This is a genomic window from Bremerella cremea, from assembly GCF_003335505.1.
Taxonomy (GTDB): Bacteria; Planctomycetota; Planctomycetia; order Pirellulales; family Pirellulaceae; genus Bremerella; species Bremerella cremea_A.
Genome location: NZ_QPEX01000011.1, coordinates 530,004 through 547,935, shown reverse-complemented (window position 1 = coordinate 547,935; position 17,932 = coordinate 530,004). Strand labels below are relative to the sequence as shown.

At 53.4% G+C, this 17,932-nt stretch carries 12 protein-coding genes; 5 read left to right on the top strand and 7 right to left on the bottom strand.

Going from position 1 to position 17,932, the window contains the following annotated elements:
- Positions 1-270: 270 nt before the first annotated feature.
- From DTL42_RS09495 to DTL42_RS09485, 3 genes are all read right to left on the bottom strand, one after another.
- The gene (locus tag DTL42_RS09495) at positions 271-3,192 is read right to left on the bottom strand and encodes a CHASE domain-containing protein (RefSeq protein WP_114368457.1); all 2,922 of its coding nucleotides are present in this window, start codon (positions 3,190-3,192) and stop codon (positions 271-273) included.
- A 193-nt stretch (positions 3,193-3,385) separates the two neighbouring features.
- On the bottom strand, positions 3,386-4,048 hold the full coding sequence (locus DTL42_RS09490; RefSeq protein WP_158545296.1) for an energy transducer TonB: 663 nt from the start codon (positions 4,046-4,048) through the stop codon (positions 3,386-3,388).
- A 186-nt stretch (positions 4,049-4,234) separates the two neighbouring features.
- The gene (locus DTL42_RS09485) at positions 4,235-4,435 is read right to left on the bottom strand and encodes a hemin uptake protein HemP (protein WP_199590098.1); all 201 of its coding nucleotides are present in this window, start codon (positions 4,433-4,435) and stop codon (positions 4,235-4,237) included.
- A 380-nt stretch (positions 4,436-4,815) separates the two neighbouring features.
- Here DTL42_RS09485 and DTL42_RS09475 point away from each other — a divergent pair, with 380 nt between their 5' ends.
- Complete coding sequence (locus tag DTL42_RS09475) at positions 4,816-7,059, top strand: TonB-dependent receptor plug domain-containing protein (protein WP_114368454.1); 2,244 nt, start codon at positions 4,816-4,818, stop codon at positions 7,057-7,059.
- A 59-nt stretch (positions 7,060-7,118) separates the two neighbouring features.
- Here DTL42_RS09475 and DTL42_RS09470 read toward each other — a convergent pair whose 3' ends face one another.
- The gene (locus tag DTL42_RS09470; RefSeq protein WP_114368453.1) at positions 7,119-8,234 is read right to left on the bottom strand and encodes a GTP-binding protein; all 1,116 of its coding nucleotides are present in this window, start codon (positions 8,232-8,234) and stop codon (positions 7,119-7,121) included.
- Positions 8,235-8,461: 227 nt separating this feature from the next.
- A complete protein-coding gene (locus DTL42_RS09465) occupies positions 8,462-10,450 on the bottom strand; it encodes a methyl-accepting chemotaxis protein (RefSeq protein WP_114368452.1) in 1,989 nt (662 codons plus the stop codon).
- 827 nt (positions 10,451-11,277) lie between these two features.
- Here DTL42_RS09465 and DTL42_RS09455 point away from each other — a divergent pair.
- Together DTL42_RS09455 and DTL42_RS09450 are read left to right on the top strand one after the other, a co-directional pair.
- The gene (locus tag DTL42_RS09455) at positions 11,278-12,246 is read left to right on the top strand and encodes a DUF1559 domain-containing protein (RefSeq protein WP_234824142.1); all 969 of its coding nucleotides are present in this window, start codon (positions 11,278-11,280) and stop codon (positions 12,244-12,246) included.
- A gap of 56 nt (positions 12,247-12,302) precedes the next feature.
- Positions 12,303-12,758: a hypothetical protein gene (locus DTL42_RS09450; protein WP_114368450.1), complete on the top strand. Its 456-nt coding sequence runs from the start codon at positions 12,303-12,305 to the stop codon at positions 12,756-12,758.
- Positions 12,759-12,845: 87 nt separating this feature from the next.
- Here the strand turns inward: DTL42_RS09450 and DTL42_RS09445 are convergent, their stop codons facing one another.
- Together DTL42_RS09445 and DTL42_RS09440 are read right to left on the bottom strand one after the other, a co-directional pair.
- Positions 12,846-14,981, bottom strand: coding sequence for a hypothetical protein (locus tag DTL42_RS09445; protein WP_114368449.1), 2,136 nt, complete (start codon positions 14,979-14,981; stop codon positions 12,846-12,848).
- Between the two features lie 230 nt (positions 14,982-15,211).
- Positions 15,212-15,487 (bottom strand): hypothetical protein, encoded by a 276-nt coding sequence (locus DTL42_RS09440; protein ID WP_114368448.1) that lies wholly within the window; start codon positions 15,485-15,487, stop codon positions 15,212-15,214.
- 114 nt (positions 15,488-15,601) lie between these two features.
- On the opposite strand from DTL42_RS09440, the gene DTL42_RS09435 reads away from it, so the two are divergent.
- Together DTL42_RS09435 and DTL42_RS09430 are read left to right on the top strand one after the other, a co-directional pair.
- Positions 15,602-15,946, top strand: a complete 345-nt coding sequence (locus DTL42_RS09435) for a hypothetical protein (protein ID WP_114368447.1) — start codon at positions 15,602-15,604, stop codon at positions 15,944-15,946.
- A gap of 283 nt (positions 15,947-16,229) precedes the next feature.
- Entirely contained in the window at positions 16,230-17,798 is a 1,569-nt protein-coding gene (locus DTL42_RS09430) for an arylsulfatase (RefSeq protein WP_114368446.1), read from the top strand.
- Positions 17,799-17,932 lie beyond the last annotated feature (134 nt).

Sequence of the window (17,932 nt, the reverse complement as noted above, 5' to 3'; positions counted from 1 at the left end):
TCCCACTTCCGCTAACAGTCTGTTGATTTTCTGCTTCGTGAGCGAGTTATTGAGATTGGAGCGAGTGCAAGGCGTGAAACCGCAGGCATATCCACGAGATATGTCGAGGAATTCACAACGCCGCAATCGGTCCAATCTCAATAACGTAGCCGATCTGAGAAATTCAACAGGCTGCTAAGGTGCATAAGGCAAGATGTGATACAGACCAGCTTGCTGGATCACAGGGAAGAATCCGTTAAATTTCACGACGCGGCGATTCCCGTCGTGAAATCAAATCACCGTCGACGACATGGCTTCAGGATGAAAACGCTGAACCGATTTGATAAGTCGATCGCGATCGATGGGCTTAGTGGCATAAGCAGAACACCCAGCGTCTAAACACTTCTTTAAATCGCCTGACATCGCATGAGCGGTTAAGGCCACGATTGGTAAGCGGGCACCTTTCGCGCGTAATAGTCGAGCCGCTTCGTACCCGTCCATCTCCGGCATTTGCATATCGGTCAACACGACATCGCAAGGGGACGGGTCTTTCAGTTCCCCTTCGACGGTTCCATCGACCGTCATTTTTTCGATCAATAACTTGCCGTTTTCAACCGTGTCGACTTCAGCGCCTGCTTTGCGTAAGTGAAAGGAGATCAAGCGAATATTATCGGGGCCATCTTCGGCCAACAGAATCTTCATCCCCTGCAGCGGGCGCTTGTGCTCTTTCGCCTTTGCTTGATCGGATGAATCTACTTTCCCAATCGCTTCGAGGTGCTCAGTGGGTTCAAGCCAATTACTATCGTGAATATTGTCGATGAACAACGAGACACAGAAGGTGCTCCCAATACCAATCTCACTGGTAATGGTGATATCTCCGCCTAAGATTTCGGCGAGCCGTTTGCTGATGCGGAGCCCTAGGCCCGTTCCTCCGAAACGCCGTGTCATTGAGTTGTCGGCTTGCACAAAGGCCTGGAACAACCTTTCCATTTGCATCTCGGTCATGCCGATGCCGCTATCTTCGACAGCGATTTGCACTGCTTTCGATGTAGAATCGTAGCGGCATTGAACTCGCACACAGCCAATCTCGGTGAACTTGATCGCATTCCCTACTAGGTTCACTAAGATTTGCCGTAACCGAATCGGATCGCATGGAATGACCTTGGGGATTTTGGTCTCGATGGTCGCACTAAGCGCCAACCCCTTGGCGGCCGCTTTGACTTGCATCAATTCCATCACTTCCCGAACCACCATATCGATTCGGGTGGGAACCGACTCGACGGTCATCTTGCCGGCTTCGATCTTCGAGAGATCGAGGATATCGTTGATGATCATCAACAGATGCTCGCCGTTACGACGAATGGTATTGATGTACTCCATTCGGTCGTTGAGCGACACCTCACGATGCTGCTCTTCGGCCAGCAGATCGGTATACCCAAGAATGGCGGTCATGGGCGTTCTGATCTCGTGGCTCATGTTCGCCAGAAACTCGCTCTTGGTTTGGTTGGCCGCCTCAGCCCGACTCCGAGCCTCGCGCAACTCATTCTCAGTTCGCCGCTGCTTGGTGATATCGCGCATGGCTGTCAATATCTGAGTGGAAGCGCCGTCATGTCTCACATTGCCCACGACAACGGCGTGCATTTCAACTAAACGCACTGTTCCTCGGAAGCCGATCATCTGGAATTCGGTATGGGCATCCCTTCCAGCAACTGCCTCTTTCAACGTGTGCAAAACCGCCGCATGACCATCATCGGGAACCTGATCTAGTAGCGAGCAGCCACGCAATTGACGGCGAGAATAAGCCTCCCACAGCTTGAGCCCTTCTGGGTTGATATTCAACACACGACCGTCGGCGTCTAAGAGAGCGACCCCGACCGGCACGTTAATGAAAATGGCGGTGAAGCGATGGGCGTTTTGCTCGGCTTCGTCCTTCGCCGTCTTCAAATCAACCGTCATCGTTTCCGCAAGTTGGATCGCTTGTCGTCGCGAGCTTCCCATATTCCAGACCACAGCCGCAACGAGGAATGTCAACAAGCCGCCAAAGAGAATCGTAATCTCTGGACGCATGAAACTGATCGTCTTATCGAAATTCGGATTGCTAGTAATCTGTACCGTCCAATGTCGTCCCCCAATTTGCTCGGGAAACGATTTAATGAACTGAGGTCGATAACTTGCCTTGGCCACGCCACCTTCGGGGAAGTGAAATCCGTGACCACAGAATAGCTTGGAAGAGGGATCCAAGGCCGTGTCGTCGTAAACTTCAATGTCCAGCATTTCATCTGCAGACTGAATGATTCCTTCCAATGCAAGTTCCGAGGTAATCGGCATGTAGGCCCACCCCATGAATGCCTTATCTCGCTCCTCAGCCGTATTACGTGGCATGCCAGTCTCGTAGACGGCCAAGTAATACAGAAAACCGTTATGATTCAGTTGATCCTGAACCAAATTAATCTTCGCCGTCAATGTCGGAAGCCCGGTCTGAATCGCTTTATCGGCGGCTTCGCGTCGATTTCTCTCAGAGCCAACATCTAAGCCCCACGCTGCTTGATTTCTCGCAAGTGGTTCGATATGGCAAATCACGTAATAGTTGTCATGCTCCTTGACGCTTCCAGCCGACTTGATCTTAAAATCGCGACCCAAGTTTTCATGAGCCCAATTCAAAAAGGCGTCGCGCTGGCTAGATTGAACCCGGCGAATGAAGCCTTGCCCCATTGCCCCAGGAAAACTCTCGACAGGGTTGACCACCTCGCAATAATTGCGGAACTCCTTCAGGCTGACCTCTTCGCTTGCCTCGTGCAAACCACGCAGTGCCTTCAAGCCATACTCGAAGTTCGCCATGCGTCGCGTCATTTCCACTTTGACGCGCTCGGCCAACGCATCGAATTTCGCTTCCGAATCGCGGCGAGATTCGTAGGCCATCCAAATGGTGGCAAGCGTCGTTAACAACACGCCACACGCCATGATTGCGAAAAAGGGGCGAACCACATCCCCGCTTAACGCCTTACCATCGTGATACGCCCAAGCTGTCAGCGCACGATAAACCACCACGGGCCCGGCTAACAGCATCGCCAAGCTCAGGAATATCATTCGTGATGCTGCATCCGGAAACCGAGGTGCCACCAGCGGTAGCAACAGTTCCGATACAAAAAATGCCAGGCAAACCGTCACTATGAGTTCGACGACGACCCGTAATAGGAACTTGCGGGAGTGCATTTCCTACGTTGCCCCTGTCGTAGGTAATTCGAATCGAGAGGGCAACTTCGCCCAGTCAACCTACCCGTTATCGACCCCCCAGGCAGCAATCTCTATCGCGCCTTTCCGCAGGTTGCTCCAAAATGACGGGGGAGGCCTTTTCTGTAACGAGATACGTTGAATATCCGGATTGTGCCAGCCAGAAACGCGGCACTCATCGGGTAGAAACGGGGCGGGAACGAAAGCGAATGGGAAGCTCCCATTGGGCGACAATAGGCTCTCCATCTTGCATCGTAGGTACACCACGCCACGACCGCACTGCGGCTACTGCTGCACTGTCCAGAATGGGGTAACCGCTGCTTCTGACGATCGTCACCTCACTTACCGTCCCATCGAGATCGATCGTTAAACGCAGTAAAACCTCTCCCTTCCAGCCTCTGCGAAGTGCTTCCGCAGGGTAGACCGGTGGCAGGTTTTGTGAGAAATCTGGCGGGGTCTTCTTGCTCGTTCCCAAAGGAGCCGGCTTGGCTTGGGCCAACGAGGCGACCTCGAAGGTGCGCGTTTTACGTTCAAGCCGCTTGACCTCCGGCTCTACCAGTTCGGGCTGACGTTTGAACTGCCGGCGCTGGTCAACTTGAACCTTAGGGGTCGCAGGCTGCTCGACCAAGAGAGAAGAATGCTCAACGGTGGGCTGAAGATCGAGCGTCTCTTTCGCGATGGTAGCATCGGGCTCAACGTTGGCCGTCGATTCCTCTGCTTCCATTTCGCTTTGCACCACTTCCACCGGTTCCGGCTCACTTAGCGGGGTTGGCGGAGCAAAGGTGGCCGAAATGTTGACCGCCTGACGCTGCCCGGCGAACTCGGTTGTGACCAACATGGCCGACCCTTTCCAGGCAATCGCCAGCAACACGATTGCATGGGACCACACAGAAAAATGGATGGCAAATTGTCGGGTTGCTAAATGCCGCATGTCTCTGACCAAGCCACGGCAACAACCACCGAGGGAAACTGGCCTTTCAAAGGGAGCTTCCCTGGGTCTATCCGCAAGTTCAGACAGGGAACTCTATTTGGTCAAATACAGACGCCCGTTAGAGGTCGCCTTCAAACAATAAAGCGTGCCACCGTGATCGATCCAAACCTGCCGCTGGCCCTGTAAGAGGTCCTGAGAGGCAATCGGCGAACAACGATCTTGATCAGCAGAAACACGCTGAAGCGGTCGATCGGTTACCTGGACACCGCTCATGTCATCATAGCTACCATGCATCGCGCTGAACACTTCTACTAGAGGAATCGGACGAATCCCCTGACAGGGTTTCGTGGAACATCGTTTTTTGAAAAATCGCCCGGCTTTCCGTAATTTGCCAGAGGGCAATTCTCACATTGCAATTGGCGCGCCAGCGACAATTCAAGCGATTTTCTTGGGCAAAACGGCAAACACTGTCGCGCAGCACGACACCGATGTCGCCAGATACGACAAACACTCTAGTAAAGCCAGGCAATCTCTAGCGGTTTCAAGCATTCCTCCGAATTCAACCGAGCTTGCTGCCGAAGGTGACTGATACCCCACTTTCATCTGAAGACCGAGCTCACCTCTAGCTGCAGAGCCAAGAGGGCCGGTTTTCGCCTGGAGCCAGCACTCTCACGATGTCTCAAATTCAACTTTCTTTGACCGCGTTATTACTGGGGACGATTTCCCAGGCCGCTTTCTCGCAAGAGCTCTCCCCTGCCCCTTCGATGCAACCGATTGTTTGGCAAGACGAAACTCCACGCCTCCCCCCGGTCGACGTACTTCCCAACGACCAATCTGAGCCAGCCCAGCAAACACTTCCCAATGTGATCGACGAGAATTCGATCTTCAACGATGCGGCAGAGTTCGATGCGCTGTTTCCCGCGCTGTCGGACCAAATGTTGCAAAGCTGGAGCGACGGTACCCGAGGAGCACCACTGTCTCTCTTCGATAACCCCCGCGCCATCGACATCATCTCGCAGCAACGCTTGCTGGAAAAAGCACCACTCGACATGGGCCAGGCTTTGGAGAATGAAGTGGGGGTTATGGTTCAACGAACCGGACGTGGGCAATCCTCTCCCTATGTCCGAGGTTTGACTGGCCAACAAGTCTTGATCATGGTCGACGGAGTCCGCATGACCAACGCTACGTTTCGGAGTGGCCCCAATCAATACTTCAACACAATCGATCCCAACACGGTCGATCACATTGAAGTCATTCGCGGCCCTGGTAGTGTGCTGTACGGAAGTGATGCAATCGGCGGTGTCATTAATGTAGTTACCAAGAGCGCGAACTACACCAGCTACAACTACTTAACCGGCGGCACCATTCAACGTTTCAGCTCCGCCGACCTGGGCTATACCGGGCGTGTGAGTGTCGAAGGATTCACGGAATCGACCGGGTTCTATGGCGGCGGTACTTACGGCAATTACAACAACCTCGATATCGGCGGTTCTCCTGATGCTCCGGTAGGATTTGACGTCGGCCGTCAACCGGCAACCAGTTGGCGTTACAATGCTGCTGACCTGAAAGTCACCTACTTGGTGGATGACACCTCGGAGCTTATTTTTGGTCTGCAACATTATCGCGGCGAAGATATCTTCCGCACTGATCGCTATCCTGCCAATCGCGAATCGATTTTTGATCCCCAAGTTCGCGATCTGTATTACTTGCGGTATCAAGGGATCTGCGATGTAGGGTTAGCTGACTTTTATCAAATAACGACCTCGCTACAACGTACCGACGAGCTACGTAAAGACCGAGACTTTCGCCCCGGCAAAGATCCCAACGTTGTCAGCGAACGCAGCTTCTTTGACGAACAGTTCGGCCTGACGTTTTCGTTCATGAAATCGCTCGATCGCTGGGGAACCGTTTCTTACGGGTTCGATTGGTACCACGACGAAATTGGTTCGGCCCGTAGCGATATCAACTACGGCACCGTTCCTCCCACCGTCACCCATCGCCCCGGCGAGATCCCTAACGATTCTTTTTACTCTCGGTACGGCGGATATGTGCAATGGGAAGGTGAGCTAACCGAAAAGTTGCTGCTTACCGGAGGTGTTCGTTACGAGCATACGACGGCCGGAGCAACGGTTACCGTAGGCTCGATCAGCGATCATATTGACCCTGAATACCAAGACTGGGTCGGCAACATCGGTTTGACTTACAAGCTGACCGACGAGCTTCACCTGGTGGGATCGATCAGCGAAGGCTTCCGCGCCCCAAACATCGACGACCTGGCAGCGATCAACGGAAATGTCTTTGTGGGGACTCAACTTCCCAACCCCAATTTGATGCCCGAGAATAGCATCACTTACGAGATCGGCTCGAAGATGAACACCGAGCGATTCCGTGCCCAGACGTATGTCTGGTGGAACGACTTACAAAACTACATCGACACCAGTGCCCCCAATACAATGCAACTGCTTGACCGCTCGAATGGCCATGCCTATTTGAACGGCGTCGAGTTCTCTGCCGAATACCAGCTCAGCTACAACTGGAGCGTGTACGGCAACTATTGGTATACCTATGGGCAGAACCTGGAGAAGGACGAACCGCTTTCTCGTATTCCTCCCCAGCAAGGCACTTTGGGCATTCGTAAACGCTGGAATGAAGGTCGCGACTGGTTCGATACGTACGCTTGGCTCGTGGACAAGCAAGACCGGCTTTCGGCTCGCGACAAGTCCGATCCCAATCGTATCCCGCCTGGGGGCACGCCCGGTTTCGCGACTTTGAACTTTCGCTACGGCCGGATGATCTCGCCCCGCCAGCGCGTCTCACTGAACGTCGAAAACATCTTCGACGAACAGTACCGCGTGCATGGCTCCGGCAGCGACGGACCAGGGATCAATGCCCTGCTTTCGTACGAACTGACCCACTAATGCAGGCGGCTTAAACCGGCGACCTCAGCCGCTGTTTCCTTTGTCGAAAAAAACAGCGGCTAGAGTGGCTGAGTAAAGCGATGCGTCGGCACCGGGCGACCAGGCCGGAAGCTTTGCGTTTGATGGAATTCAACCTTCAGGCCGTGCTTGTCGGCAACGGCCTGGACCACCTTTTCGACCTCGGCTTGCAATGTTTCAGGATCGATCGCGACCCGTGCGTTCACCACGATCTCGGCGGTTTTGGTTTGGCAATTTGATTCTAGGGACATGACCGCCGGCGTATCGCTGCTCACCAGGTTGGCCACACCATAAGCACCTTCCCACAAGCCAATTGTCTTCAAGTGAGCGGTCTCGGCCTGGGCGTTCGCCAGTTCGCTGCGCAGCCCTTCCACAATTCCGAGCAACACTTCATCCAACGCAAAGGCCTTGTCGGCGGTCACCTTCATGCTGCCGTTCAGCCAGCCAAGCTCAGCTTCCCCTTCCGCATAGACATCGTAGTCCAGTTCTAAAATCTTCTGCCCAAATGCACCGCGTTGGTCGAGCATGTCGATCAAGCCAGCGAAGCCCTCTCCTGTTTTAGCAGACTGGCGTAAAATCGGTGTCCCAGGTGCAAACTTCTGAATGAGCCCCACAAGCTCCTCAACCTGCTCGGCACTGAGTTCATCAATTCGATTAACGATTAGAAAGTCTGCTTCTTCAAGCTGCTTCTCAAAGATGTAAGCAGCCTTCGGCGAAAACCCAGCATTGGCCTCCTGCCGCAAAATTCGCAAACCGTGCGACGGTTTCAAAATAACCCCATACGGTGCGACATCGAACTGGGCTTTAAACAAACGCATCAGCGGTTGAATCACCGTTGCAACCAGATCGGTACAACTCCCGACCGGCTCGGCGATCACCACATCTGGTCGCTCTTCCGCCGACAGCTTCTCGACGGTGGAAGTCAGTTCGTTGAAGTTGCAACAGAAGCAGGCCCCAGCGACTTCGCCCACTTGCAGCCCTTGAGACCGTAGCAAGTTGGTATCCACAAGATCGGCGGCCTGATCATTTGTCACGACACCCACCTTCAGCCCTTGGTCTTGATAAGCCTTGGCCAAACGGCCAATCGTGGTGGTTTTGCCTGCTCCCAAAAAACCACCGATCATGACAAATCGAATCTTGGGAGTAGTGGTCGTCATAACGAAAGCCCTGCCGATGGAGAGAGTGTTTAAGAGAATGCCAACATTCTTACGCAATTAAGAATAATGCTTTCCCCCCTGCACTTCAAGCAAGTCCGGCATCGGACGGACAAGAATCGGCGAAAGGGGCAACCATCTTTAAAAGATAGGCCCCTGCCACCCAAGACTGAGCGATAGTGCGTCAGCCCCCAATTGTTTTCAAGCGTACTTACTTCGCTGCGTTCGGCTTAGCCGTGCATATCGAAGCTTTCGACCAGCTCTTTCAGCGACTGAGCTTGAGCTCCAAGCTCTTCGGCACTGGCGGCCATTTCTTCGCTGGAAGCGGTTGACTGTTCGGTAACCCCAGCCACTTGCTGGACCGAGCTGTAAACCTCTTGAGCCATGCTGATCTGCTCGTCGGTCGCCGCAGCGATCTCGGCGATCTTGCTCGACGTCGATTCGACGGCGGCAACAATCTTCTCTAAGGCCGATCCGGCTTGAGAACTCAGTTCCACACCGTTGGCAACACGAGCGGTCGATTCCTTGATCAACGCGGAAACGTCCTTGGCTGCATCGCTGGCTCGTTCGGCCAACTTTCGCACTTCGTCCGCCACCACGGCAAATCCCAGGCCATGTTCACCGGCCCGAGCTGCCTCGATCGCTGCATTCAAAGCGAGCAAGTTGGTCTGGCTGGCAATCTCGCTGATCACCTGAATGATGTCACCGATCTGTTCGGAAGAAGCTTTAATCAAGTCCATCGCCTCGCCCGACTTGGTAACCGCATGGCCACCATCGACGGCGATTCGACTGGTCTCGGTAGCCAGCTTATCGGTTTCGTTGGCACGGTCACGGACCCCTTGAATGGAGCGGGTCAGCTCTTGTGCCGATGCGCTGATTTCTTCGACTGCGGCACTTTGCGTTTGAGCCCCTTCAGCCAATGTTTGCGAAGCTTCGCTGACCGTCGTGGCACTGTCGGTGAACTGATTGGCACTTTCGTTGACGTTGGCAATCAGTTCCGCCATTTCCATCCGCATACGAACCTGACGAGTGACGTCGGTGGCATACTTCACCACTTTGTACGGCTTGCCGTTCAGGTCGAGAATTGGGTTGTACGAGGCTTGAATCCAGACTTCTTTGCCCCCCTTACCAATTCGCTTGTACTCCTTCGCTTCGTATTCACCGCGATTGAGCTTCGCCCAAAATTCACGGTACTCGGCACTAGCCGCGAAGTCGTTTTCCACAAAGATTTGATGATGACGTCCCTGAATTTCGCCCAGCGTGTAGCCGAGCGTTTGCAGGAAATTATCGTTGGCCGTGCGAACGGTGCCGTCCATGTTGAACTCGATCACGGCTTGTGCCTTGTTGATCGCTTCCAATTGGCCAGAGTAATCCGCGTTCTTCAACTTGACTTCGGTAACGTCAGTAGCAAATTTGACGACTTTGTAAGGCTTGCCGTTGGGATCTAAGATTGGGTTGTAGGAGGCTTGAATCCAAACTTCCTTCCCTCCCTTGCCAATTCGCTTGTACTCCTTCGCTTCGTATTCACCACGGTTGAGCTTCTCCCAGAACCGGCGATACTCGGGGCTGCGGGCAAATTCCGCTTCGACGAACATCTGATGATGCTGTCCCTGGATTTCATTCAACGAATAGCCAAGCGTGTTAAGAAAGTTCTCGTTGGCCGTGATGACCGTGCCATCCATGGCGAACTCGATGACCGCCTGGACCTTGTCAATCGCTTCCAACTGGCCTTCGAGATTAGCTTCGGCCAACTTTTGTTCGGTCACGTCGGTGGCGTATTTGACGACCTTGATCGTTTTGCCGTGGTCATCCAAGATCGGGTTGTAGCTGGCTTGAATCCAGATTTCCTTGCCACCCTTTCCTAAACGCTTAAATTGGCCTGCTTCAAAGCTTCCCGAGGCAAGCTTATCCCAAAACCGGCGGTACTCGGCACTGTTGGCGTAGGCAGGTTCGACAAACATCCGATGATGCTGTCCCTGAATTTCATCCAAAGAATACCCCACGGCATTCAAGAAGTTGTTGTTGGCAGTCAAGATCGTCCCGTCGGGCGAAAATTCGATCACCGCTTGAGATCGATTGATTGCCGCGTTTTCAGCCTTGAGCAAGTCAATCTCGTGCCGTAGCGTTTCTTCGGCCGAGCTTCGACGATTGGCAGGGCTCTTGGTGCTGGTTGATTTGGTTGTCTTACTAGGAGCTTCGAGCGTTGCGGTATTCGGCATTGGAAAATCTCCGGCCAATAAATTGCAAGGTTAGCGAACTGAAACAGCAAGACCTGCTGACCTATCCGAACCCCAACTGTAGAAGCAGTCGAGCAAAGTCTCGAAGCTATCTACGTCTCGTCAACATCATGTCAAACCAGAATGGCCAAATACTAACCTCCATTTTTTCCAAATCCCCACGAAAGGGCGAGAAGCAGCTTTCCAAACCCCTTGCGAGTACCGCACTTAGCGCGCATACCCCATAGGTGCAGTATGACTACAGCAAATAGTCCGACTATAGCAAATAAGCCAGTTAAATAACCTATTAAAGAAGCCCAGTATCCCTTGCAAACCTCATTTTCTAGGGAAAGTCTTCGCATCTCTATTCCACTTTGGTCATGCCATCTCTGGGCGAGGTTTACGCTGAAAAAATAGACCTCGATGACGGTAAGCTTCTCAATCGCTTCTCGTCGCTCTTTCTGTCCAACGAACGCTCCCACTCGATTCCATGGTGCGTTTCACAACCATTAGACAGGCTTTCAGCCGCCCCAACATCAAGCTCTATCCCTTTAAAACCAATCTATAAGCAACAATACTCCAAACACCTCCCCCTTTGGTACATCCGAGATATAGGAGCATTACGTCTCATTATTCATTAGTTCTAATTGTCATTATGGTTCCGTGAACGGACGGCAAACGAAACACTTCTCAAAAAGTAAACGCTGCCTCTCATTAACTTTGCCTAAAAAAGTATAGAAAATGGTTTTAGCTATTCGTACTCTATTACCCCCAATAGTCTTATTCACACTCATCCCATCGACTGCCGCGTGGCGGTGAAAGGCACCTTCATGAAAATGTGTCCGTCCCCCTCTGAACCTGTTTCTCCCCCACGTCGTGGGTTTACGCTCGTTGAATTGCTGGTGGTGATTGCCATCATCGGTGTTTTGATTGCCCTGCTACTTCCAGCTGTGCAACAAGCCCGTGAAGCAGCACGGCGAATGCAGTGCACCAATAACCTGAAGAATATTGGGCTGGCGTTGCACAATTATCACGATACTTATCAGAAGCTCCCCTACCTCGGCTTCGATGATTACAGCGGCGACACCATCTCAGCCTTCGGACGCATCTTGCCGTTTATCGAGCAGAACGCTTTGTACGAGACGCTTGACTTCACGCACGTTCGGGCAAACGACGGACGCAACACGCTTTACCGCACAACCCCGCTCAACGTCTACTCGTGCCCGTCGGAAACCGTCACCTTGGGTGAATCGAACAGCGGCAATCATCACTGGTCGCATCAACGCTACAGCTATGGTCTGTGCGTGGGTAACACCAATTATGCCCAACAGGATGCCAACAACTGGGATGGCTTGTGGACCTACAAAAACGGTGGATCTGCCTTCAAGATGGGCTACGAGATCTTCGGTCTGAACATCGTCACCGACGGCACCAGCAACACCATCATGGCTTCTGAACTGCCGATGAACACCAACGATCAAGGTTGGCAAGGCATGTACGCTGCCGGGGTTTACGCTTCCGGTGCTGGTTTCACTGGTTACCTTGGCCCCAACACCCGATCGTCGGTCGACGGGGGACGTCGTTGCTGGGATTCGAAAGACTACATTCAGAAAATCCCTTGCCACAACAGTGGCGATAACTGGCGTAGCGCCACCTTTGCCGCTTTCAGCATGCACCCAGGCGGTGTGAACGCCGCTAACTTCGACGCTTCGGTTACCTTCGTTCCTGAAACGATCGATATTTGGACCTGGCGTGCACGCACCTCCACCAACGGTGGCGAAGTGATTAACAACAACTAACTGCCACATGCCGCGGCGTTACCCTTAACCTACAACACCCGGTGGAGAATTCCCGTATGCTTTCCTCGCAATTGGCCAAGCGATTCCCTGGCCTTGTGATCCTTACCGCCTGCGTCGCTTTGGTCGGTTGCGGCCCCAGCGATGGCATGCTGAATATCAACGGCACCATCACCATGGATGGCAAGCCGGTCGAGGCAGGATCGATCACCATCACTCCGGTAGATGGCAGCAGCAAAGTTGGTGGCGGTACTTTTGAAAACGGGACGTTCTCGACACGAGCGGCCCCGGGCGAAATGGCCGTTCAGATTCGAGGGCACGAGATCATTCAGCTCCCCCATCCCACCAAGGAACAGGTCGAACGCGGCCTCGATACCGAACGTCGTGAAATCATTCCGGCGGCTTACAACAACGCCTCGAAACTGCGAATCGATATCAGCCCAGACAACACCACGTTTGATTTCGCTTTGACAAAAGATGGCAAAATTCCTGAAGGAATGTCGACCAATAAATAAATCGTACGCCATTCACACGGACAGGGGTGACTGACCTGGCAGGGTCTGTCACCCTTTTTTTATGCGCCGTCCCGTCGCTTATTGCGCCTATTCTCGCTCGACTCGAATTCGCTGCAGCGTCTGACTCGGCTCAATCACAAGCGTTCGCCCATCAAGCTTCGCGTCGCCGGTAGCCAGTTTCCAATTGCCCTCTGGCAAACGTAGCTTGAGTGGCTGGCTACCGATCTGTTGGAAACCAACTTCGATCGCCTTGGGGTCCGCCTTCACGTCGATCACATAATCGGCAGCCGCAATCCGTGTTATCTCCAAGCTCGGCCAATCGGCGGGCAATTGAGGATTAAGCGAAAATCCTTCGCTGTTTGGCTGAAAGCCGAGAAAGCCGTAGAGCATCACTTGGGGCACTAAAACCGATTCAAAGAACTCGTGATCCAAACCTAGCCCGCCCGGCGTGCCGCCCCCTTGCAGCGAACCACGTCCTGGCTGGGCGTAGTAGGCGCGGTAGCCCCCTTCCGCCTCGACCTCGGCATACCAGCGAGCAATCTCGCTCAACCTGGCCGCTGCGTTATCTGGCCCCAGCACACGTAGCCGGGCCATCAGGTCGTGGTACGAAAAGCCAAGCACTGCACCACCATCTTGTACCTGATCTCCCCAGGCCAGCACATCGGGGTTGTTCCACACCCAGCAGTACCAATCGAGGTTGCGTTTGGTGGTTGCCCGCGGAGCGAATCGCCAGTGATAGATATCGTCTCCGGTCGAAGTATCTCCTTCAATGATCCGCTCTCCATCCACCCAGCTCAAAATCTGCTTCGCTTGCTCAGGCGTGGCAAAATCGTAGTAAATTGCCTCCAGGTTCAAGAACGTGAACCCATAGTCATGCGACACCCCATCGGCATCGATACAAGCCACGAAACGTCCTTTTTCCGCATCCCAAAAACGCTCTCCTGCTCTGCTCTTCAAGTCGCTGGCTATCTGGTTCAATTTCTCGCCAGACAACACTGGGGCAGTAATTTTCCATTCCGGGTGAGCGGCAATTGTTTGCTCTAGCTGAGCCATCGCACGCAAGGTGTCGTACTCGATCATCGAGGCATAGCAGTCGTAATGCCCAAACGGCAGCAAATCCCAATAGTTGTTTCCCACACCACGCCCATGATGCAGCTGCTTGTTTCCGTCGGCAGTACGGGTGAAGCCGGCTCGCCCGTCATGCCCAGGCCACGTGACCAGCATGGCCCCTTCTTCCTGTACCTGAAATTCGCGGAGGCCATACGCAATTGCCGTGCGCATCCGTTCGATGTTCTTCTGCAGAAAATCTACATCGTGTGTCCAACCGAAATAGTCGCAGCACCCGCGCAGATAGAGGGCATTGGTAATCGGATGACGAGTGTCGGTCGCCGTATGAATGTTGCGAATCGTCATTCGCTGCGACTCGCCGTTGGTCCACGTCAGACGCAATTGCTCAATCTGGCCTTTCCAATTTGGATGCGTGAAAGTCGGCACGACGCTTAGCTTCAATCCGGCTCCGTATTGCTCCCCCACGCCGCTATCCTTGGCCACATCAATGCTACGATCGGCATCGAATTGCTGGTCCGCTTTGCCTCGCCATTGAAGCTGCACTGCGGCATCCTCTGGCAGCTTATCGCTCGACCATTCAATCACCACAAACGGGGCCACAAAGCTATCGAATGGCCGCACCGGCAGAGTTAGCGAGGTGCTCTCGCCACTGGTAGTTAATCGCATGCCATACTGGTCTGCTTGCTTGATGTCTTCAGCCCCGACGAACACCGCCGCTTCGGCATCCATTTTTCGCATCTTCATCATTTCGGCGTACGGGTCTCCCTGCACGGTAAAGTGCCAACCAGCTCCGCCAGCTTGCTCCCACAAAGGAAACGGCCAGCCGCCTGGGTGACCGTGGCCACGATGCTGATTCATGGTGACGTAGCCGCTGGGATCGATCTCGCGAGCCAAGTAGACACGACGATAGAAATCGCGACAGTCGTCCGCCGAAGGCTTTTCGCCAATCGCTGGCCACAAGGTCGACATCGGCAGCCAAGCATCCCACAACGAGCAATTCGTGCGGGCACTATGATGCCGCTGAAACATGGCCTCTAAAGGTTGCGTGAGCGTTTCCTTTCCCGGGATACGGAACTCGGGCAAACGCTCTTGGGCCAAGGCAGAGAAACTACACCACAGGCTCGCACTAAGGGCAAGCAGCAGACGTGCCGACATGGACGACTTTCATAGCAAAGGCAGGAAAACAGGCGGGATACGGTCTATCGTAATCAATCGCCGAGAAGACGAGAACCGCTTCTTTCAGGGTGGCAGAGAGAAGAAACGAAAGCCAGCAGCTCTCTAGGCATGGCGGAAACCACGGCACCCCACCTAGCGATTGCCGCCAAAATGGCCCGAGCTAAGGTCAGATCGGTGCGCCGACCGGGGGTGCTTCTTATTGCAAGCAACTACTTCGATGGGGTTGTCTTAGGATTGCGTTTTCCCCATAAATAAGCCAAAAATGAACCGATTCCGGCGAATTTATATTGTGGGTCGACATAGTGTTGAATGACATAGAAAACAAAATAGTACGCACGACAAAACGACCAAATAACAATCCCCAATAACAAGGCAACTTGGATACTACCAACCTTTGCCAAGAGTATCCCGGCGGCGAACAGTCCCAGCACGAGAAAGAGAAAGCCTTTCAGATAGATCAACGTCGGAGATTTCAAATCGCCCATCAATCGACACCTTTGCGGCGAAAGCTCGCCCCCTAGTTAGATGAAACGCCCTACTGAGCTTGCACCCTGATTTCATCTTATCATTTCCTGACAGAAGAACTCCGAGAAAATACCATGCACGTCTATGGTCGCGAATCGATTAAGCCGTTACTCCACGAAAAAAGCTACCTCTTCAAGATCACCGCCAACGATCACGGCGTGATCCTCTTCCCGCGCGAAACCGAACATGAGGAGATCAGCGAAGAGGACATTCACTACGTGCCAGATTCGCAAGGAAATGCGATCGCCGGGATCGTTAAACCAGGGCACATTGAATTTCGCCACCACAACGATTTCCCCGACGAACGCGTTCACTTACTGATGCAGCGCATTCTAGCGCTGCCAGAGATGGCCTTTGCCAAGGGATTCGAGGTCGTCTACCAAGGCCGCGTGCTTATTCCGCGTGCGAAAGCCAAATAGCTCGCGCGTTCCACATGGCTTTAGTTCTGCCTTTTTGCCAGTGAAAATGTGGCATTTGCCACCTATGCGCATTGCCATTGAAATCGCGAGCAGACATTTGCAATCCCCCCAAAATCGCTATAAGCTTGTGAAAATGCCCTCTTCTGCATAAATCACCTCCTCGCTCCTTTTCTTTCTCATAATTTCACATTGCTCGCATACTTTGCCTTGCGTTAGGCACGGTACTGTTTTGTCGGAATGATCTACCTAGTCTTTTGCTTACCCCACATTGAAGGCTCACATCATGTCTTGGTCACGTTGTTTGCTTGCGTTTGTATGCACCTTGGTTACTGCAGTAACCTCTCAAGCTGCTGAGCAGCCGAATATTCTTGTTATCTGGGGGGATGATATCGGGCTCTGGAACATCAGCCACGTCAGCCGCGGCATGATGGGTTATCAAACGCCGAACATCGATCGAATCGCTAAAGAAGGACTTTACTTTACCGATTATTACGGCCAACAAAGCTGCACCGCTGGCCGTGCGGCATTCATGGGAGGCACGGTTCCGGTTCGGACCGGCATGACCAAAGTGGGCCTGCCCGGAGCCAAAGAGGGTTGGCAGAAGACCGACGTCACCATCGCCACCATTTTGAAAAGCCAGGGGTATGCGACCGGCCAATTTGGTAAGAACCACTTTGGCGATCTCGATGAACATTTGCCCACAATGCACGGCTTCGACGAGTTCTTTGGCAACCTCTATCACTTAAACGCCGAGGAAGAACCTGAAAACCGCGACTACCCCAACGACCTCGTGCTTCCGAGCGGTAAGACCTTTCGCGAGCAGTACGGCCCGCGGGGTGTGCTGAAGTGCAAGGCCAATGGAGACGGCACCCAAACCATTGAAAACACCGGGCCGCTCACCAAAAAGCGGATGGAAACGATCGACGAAGAAACCAATGCCGCCGCCAAAGAGTTCATCCAACGTCAGGTGAAAGCCGACAAACCGTTCTTCTGCTGGTGGAATGCCACACGCATGCACTTTCGCACGCATGTTAAGGAAGAACACAAAGGAATCTCTGGCCCAACCGGCGACGAGTACCACGACGGCATGGTCGAACACGACATGATGGTGGGCGAACTACTGGACCTGGTCGACGAACTGAAGATCGCCGACAACACGATTGTCTTCTACTCGACCGACAACGGCCCGCACTACAATACTTGGCCCGATGCCGGCACCACGCCGTTTCGTAGCGAGAAAAACTCGAACTGGGAAGGTGCCTACCGGGTGCCTGCTTTCGTTCGCTGGCCAGGCAAGTTCCCTGCCGGCAAAACCCTCAACGGCGTTGTGGCGCACGAAGACTGGCTGGTTACTTTTGCCGCGGCCGCCGGTGCCCCAGATATCAAAGAAAAGCTGATGAAAGGAGTCGAACTGAATGGCCGAGAGTATCATAACCATCCAGACGGCTACAACATGCTCGACTATTTCTCGGGCAAAGCAGAGCAATCGCCCCGCAAAGAATTCTTCTATGTGAATGATGACGGCCAAGTCGTGGCACTGCGACTGGGCCCCTGGAAAGCCGTGTTCCTAGAAAACCGTGGCCAGGCCTTTGGTGTCTGGCGCGAGCCGTTCACCGAGTTGCGCGTGCCGCTTCTGTTCAATCTGCGGCGTGATCCTTTCGAGAAAGCTCAGCACAACGCCAACACGTACGATGATTGGTTCCTCGATCGTGCTTTCGTTTTAGTGCCGATGCAGCAAATCGCCGGTAAGTTCCTGCAATCGATGGCAGAATACCCGCCGAGCCAGTCCCCTGGTTCGTTTAATCTGGAAAAAATCCAGAAGCAAATCGAAGCAGCCGCATCCGGCAGTTAGCACTAGAGCGAGAACATGCGACAATAGAGGCCGGAACGCCGCTCCCAGGGTAGGCGTTCCGGCTCTTCATATTTGTGGTCGTAGGTCGGCAAGCACCTCCACCTTCTGCTTAGGCATGCAAGCGAGGTATTCAC

Excerpts from the sequence above, each read along its gene's own strand:
- DTL42_RS09495 (WP_114368457.1), bottom strand. The coding sequence starts at position 3,192 with ATGCACTCCCGCAAGTTCCTATTACGGGTCGTCGTCGAACTCATAGTG.
- DTL42_RS09490 (WP_158545296.1), bottom strand. The coding sequence starts at position 4,048 with ATGTTGGTCACAACCGAGTTCGCCGGGCAGCGTCAGGCGGTCAACATT.
- DTL42_RS09485 (WP_199590098.1), bottom strand. The coding sequence starts at position 4,435 with ATGCATGGTAGCTATGATGACATGAGCGGTGTCCAGGTAACCGATCGA.
- DTL42_RS09475 (WP_114368454.1), top strand. The coding sequence starts at position 4,816 with ATGTCTCAAATTCAACTTTCTTTGACCGCGTTATTACTGGGGACGATT.
- DTL42_RS09470 (WP_114368453.1), bottom strand. The coding sequence starts at position 8,234 with ATGACGACCACTACTCCCAAGATTCGATTTGTCATGATCGGTGGTTTT.
- DTL42_RS09465 (WP_114368452.1), bottom strand. The coding sequence starts at position 10,450 with ATGCCGAATACCGCAACGCTCGAAGCTCCTAGTAAGACAACCAAATCA.
- DTL42_RS09455 (WP_234824142.1), top strand. The coding sequence starts at position 11,278 with ATGAAAATGTGTCCGTCCCCCTCTGAACCTGTTTCTCCCCCACGTCGT.
- DTL42_RS09450 (WP_114368450.1), top strand. The coding sequence starts at position 12,303 with ATGCTTTCCTCGCAATTGGCCAAGCGATTCCCTGGCCTTGTGATCCTT.
- DTL42_RS09445 (WP_114368449.1), bottom strand. The coding sequence starts at position 14,981 with ATGTCGGCACGTCTGCTGCTTGCCCTTAGTGCGAGCCTGTGGTGTAGT.
- DTL42_RS09440 (WP_114368448.1), bottom strand. The coding sequence starts at position 15,487 with ATGGGCGATTTGAAATCTCCGACGTTGATCTATCTGAAAGGCTTTCTC.
- DTL42_RS09435 (WP_114368447.1), top strand. The coding sequence starts at position 15,602 with ATGCACGTCTATGGTCGCGAATCGATTAAGCCGTTACTCCACGAAAAA.
- DTL42_RS09430 (WP_114368446.1), top strand. The coding sequence starts at position 16,230 with ATGTCTTGGTCACGTTGTTTGCTTGCGTTTGTATGCACCTTGGTTACT.